The sequence below is a fragment of the Curtobacterium sp. VKM Ac-1376 genome (assembly GCF_015351025.1).
Lineage (GTDB): Bacteria > Actinomycetota > Actinomycetes > Actinomycetales > Microbacteriaceae > Curtobacterium.
The window spans coordinates 1-3,483 of the sequence record NZ_JADKRV010000041.1 but is presented as its reverse complement, the minus strand read 5'-3'; the positions used below and the strand labels follow the sequence as shown (position 1 = coordinate 3,483).

At 66.5% G+C, this 3,483-nt stretch carries 3 protein-coding genes and 1 pseudogene; 3 read left to right on the top strand and 1 reads right to left on the bottom strand.

Going from position 1 to position 3,483, the window contains the following annotated elements; all coding sequences use genetic code 11:
* Positions 1–84 precede the first annotated feature (84 nt).
* Positions 85–687 carry a hypothetical protein gene (locus tag ITJ56_RS17995; RefSeq protein WP_194632005.1) on the bottom strand — a complete coding sequence of 201 codons (603 nt, stop codon included), beginning with the start codon at positions 685–687 and terminating at the stop codon, positions 85–87.
* Positions 688–802: 115 nt separating this feature from the next.
* On the opposite strand from ITJ56_RS17995, the gene ITJ56_RS17990 reads away from it, so the two are divergent.
* From ITJ56_RS17990 to ITJ56_RS18640, 3 genes and pseudogenes are all read left to right on the top strand, one after another.
* On the top strand, positions 803–1,273 hold the full coding sequence (locus tag ITJ56_RS17990; RefSeq protein WP_194632004.1) for a MarR family winged helix-turn-helix transcriptional regulator: 471 nt from the start codon (positions 803–805) through the stop codon (positions 1,271–1,273).
* A 614-nt stretch (positions 1,274–1,887) separates the two neighbouring features.
* Positions 1,888–2,940, top strand: coding sequence for a BLUF domain-containing protein (locus ITJ56_RS17985; RefSeq protein ID WP_194632003.1), 1,053 nt, complete (start codon positions 1,888–1,890; stop codon positions 2,938–2,940).
* A 295-nt stretch (positions 2,941–3,235) separates the two neighbouring features.
* Positions 3,236–3,483, top strand: a pseudogene (locus ITJ56_RS18640) (hypothetical protein); the annotation flags it as partial.

Sequence of the window (3,483 nt, the reverse complement as noted above, 5' to 3'; positions counted from 1 at the left end):
CGGCACGAGCGCCGAGCACCACGGCAAACCGTCCCCACAGCGACGCACGCATCGTCGGCTCCCTTGCAATCGTCTCCGAGCAGGTCAGGAGTTCTGCGCTTCCCAGGTGAAGCCGAGGACCGCCGTGGCACCCATGAGCGATGCCGGCGCGTCGGGCGAGACGGTGTACGTGATCTGGAAGGTCTTCGTCTCGGCCTTGTCACCCGTGGGCTTCCACGTGCCGAGTCCCGACGCGTAGTTCGTGCGGGTCGATGCGAACGACGCCAGAGAATCGTTGTAGAGCGTGCCCTCGGAACCGGACGCTGCCGTGAAGCCGCTGCAGGTGCCGTAGCCGCCACCACTGCCCTGCTTCACCTGCAGAGTGACGTACGACGCCAGCGCCTTCGTCTGCTGCACGTTCGTGGCGTACAGCTTCACCGCGCTCGGCAGCGACCCACTCGAGGTGACGGCGATGCAGTTCGTGCCCGTGGAACCGGGCTTGAGGTTCGAGGCGGAGAACATCGCGCTGTTCGAGGCATCGTTGGCCAGCGCGACGGATCCCATCGACCAGTTGTTGGCGTCGTCCGAGGACGTTGCCGAGAACGCCGAGTACGACGCGGTCGAGACAGCGACGCCCGCAGCGAGCAGCGCTGCCGGGATGACAGCGAGGGTCGCGATTCGTGACATGGTGCGGTTCGGGCGGCGCATGAGGAACATCCTTTTGACGATTCGATAGCTCGAAATCCGAGCAACATCGACCATACGCCTCAATATTCGAGTTTGTCTACTTTCGGTCTACACGGATTCCGACTAAGCTGTGAACATGCCAGGAACCTTGTCCCCTGATGACGCTCTGGACCGCGATCGCCTGTTGGATGTCGCGGTCTCGGCGTTCTACGCAGCCCAGGTGGAGCACGCACACCTCATCCAGCACCTCGCGGTGACGCATGATCTCAATCCGGTCGACCTCCGGGCGCCGAAGTTCCTCGGCGCGGTCGACGAGGACCGCACCCCGAAAGAGCTCGGGGCGTACCTCGAGATGGGAACAGGCGCTGTCACGGCCCTCCTGGACCGGCTCGCCAAGCGGGGGCTCCTCGATCGCGTCCGGAACCCGAACGACCGACGCAGCGTTCAGATCGAACTGTCAGTCGACGGGTTCGCCATCGTCGGCGTTCTTCGTTCTGCGTACCGCCGAGTGCTCGAGCAGTCGTTGCAGATGGAGCACGTGGACACGTTCATCCAGTTCACCGAGGGGATGTCGGAGGCGTTCCGGAAGGTCAGCACCGAGCACTGACGGAACTCGCAGGCGGTGCCGTGCTCGCGCGCGATGTAGGGCTACCCTCCCAGCACTGCCACCGTCGGCAACGCGGCGGCCCGCAGGTCACGTACCGGGCAGCGATGGCTGCTGCGGACGTGATCGGTGCCCCTGAAACGTTGGTTCTTGACCGAGAAGGTTCACGCCGCCGAGCCGAGCTCATGGAACCACGAGAGAACGTACGTTCCCCGTTGTGGGGGTACCGATGGTTGCCTGTTGCTGGTTGAGTCGTATGGTCAGCGATCGGGTTGCTGGCCAGGCCTGTAGGTCAGTGAATCCCTGCGGAAGGCAGCCGCCCCTGGTTAGGGTGGTTGCAGGAAGCGCCGTCGTGTCGATTCGGGTTCGACACGGCGGCGCTTCCACTACACGTCATTGTGTGGACGGCAACGCGGATCCAGCGGTAGGCGCATCGCCATGCCCGCATCGTTCTACAAATATGAGGCGTGGTCAAGGATTCGGCGCGCTTCCGCGCGGGTCGGACGTGGTCGGCGTCTTGCTGCTGTGACCTATCCCGAAGGTGGGGTTGTGGTCGTCGAGGATGCTCGGTTCACTCGACGACAACTACGAAGCAGAAGCCGTGAGGAGAAACGAGCATGCGATCGCTCGTCTACACCAGTACCCAGACCCGTCCGATCACGGATTCCGAGCTCGCCCAGATCCTGGCGGTCGGACGCGAGAAGAACACGCGACTCGGCATCACGGGGATGCTCGCGCACCGCGACGACAACTGCATCGGCATCATCGAGGGCGAGGACGACGTCGTCCGGCAGCGCTTCGAGCAGGTCCGGGCCGATCCGCGGCACACGAACGTGCGGGTGCTGCTCGACGAACCGATCACGCAGCGCTCGTTCCCCGACTGGTCGATGGCGTTCCAGTCGCTCGACCCGCTGATGCACGACGTCCCGGGGTTCAGCGACCTGTTCACCGCCGGCCGTCCGAGCGACCCGGCGTTCGGTGCTTCCCGCGCCCGCGCCCTGCTGGACTGGTTCCGGAAGCACCCGCTGGCACCGCTGACGAACCAGAACGCCGCGGACGAGGAGGTCCCGCGCACCCGGGCCATCAACGGTGCGATCGCGGTCATCCACGACGGAGGCGTGTCGCGCTTCTCGCTCGACGGCGTCGCGTCGCGGTCGGGGATGCGTCCCGCCGAGATCCTCGAGCTGTTCCCCTCCGAACACGCACTGCTCGCCGCCGCGGTGATGCGGTGGACCCGCGCCGTGTCGGCCCCGCTGCTGCCGCTCACCGGCGAGAAGGGGACGGTGGCCTTCCTGCACGCGCTGCTCTCCGCCCACGCCGAGGACCCGGCACTCATGCGCCTCATCGCCGCGACGCTCGCGATCTCGACCGACCCGTCCACGGACGGTGCCGACTACTACCGGTCGGCGTACCTGCAGTTCCGCGAGACCGTCCGCACCGCACTACAGGAGGACGTCCGCGCCGGCCGGGAACCCGCGACCATGGACCCGATCCGCGGCGCGCAGCAGCTCCTCGCCCTCTACGACGGCATCCGTCTGCAAGCGCTCCTGACCCCGGACACCGACGTCGTCGACGCATTCGACCGGGCCGCCGCCCGGATGCGCCGCGGCTGGTCCGAGCAGTACGAAGAGACCACCGTCTGGGACATCCCCGTCGCCGGTGCCCCGTAGTTGCCGTCCTCCGTCCCAGGTTCTGCTCGGCTCTGCCGCTGATGACCAACGAGTGTGGGATCAGATTTGATCGGCGGCGATGTGGGCGCGCGGTCGGCCATGCGGGTTCGCACGAGCACATCTCGATCCGCGAGCGGACGAGATGAATGCAGCTCTCGCCGGGAAACGGTTGCGCGACCTCCACCGGAGGGGGTGGCCGGTCGGAGGAAACCATCGGCGTGGACTGCCACACTGAAACGGCACGGGAGGCGAGAACGGATCGTGGGGTCCGTTGAGTGCGGAGACGGAGACGGGGATGGCGGAGCACGGTGAGGCGGTTCCGACCGGGGTGCTGCTGCTGGAGTCGGTGAATCGACTGCGGGCGGCGGAGACGATGCTTCAGACTCGCGCTCGTGTTCGAATGAGTCTCCGCGCGAGCGACTTCCACGCGGTCCAGTTCCTCGCAGCTCGCGAGTCCGCTGGCACGCCGGCACGCGCAACGGATCTCGCGGGCGTTCTTGGGGTGACCAGCGCCGCTGCGACCCAGGCGGTTGACCGGCTCGT

What these genes read in the sequence shown, in the direction of transcription:
- ITJ56_RS17995 (WP_194632005.1), bottom strand. Translation starts at nt 687, where the DNA reads ATGCGCCGCCCGAACCGCACCATGTCACGAATCGCGACCCTCGCTGTC.
- ITJ56_RS17990 (WP_194632004.1), top strand. Translation starts at nt 803, where the DNA reads ATGCCAGGAACCTTGTCCCCTGATGACGCTCTGGACCGCGATCGCCTG.
- ITJ56_RS17985 (WP_194632003.1), top strand. Translation starts at nt 1,888, where the DNA reads ATGCGATCGCTCGTCTACACCAGTACCCAGACCCGTCCGATCACGGAT.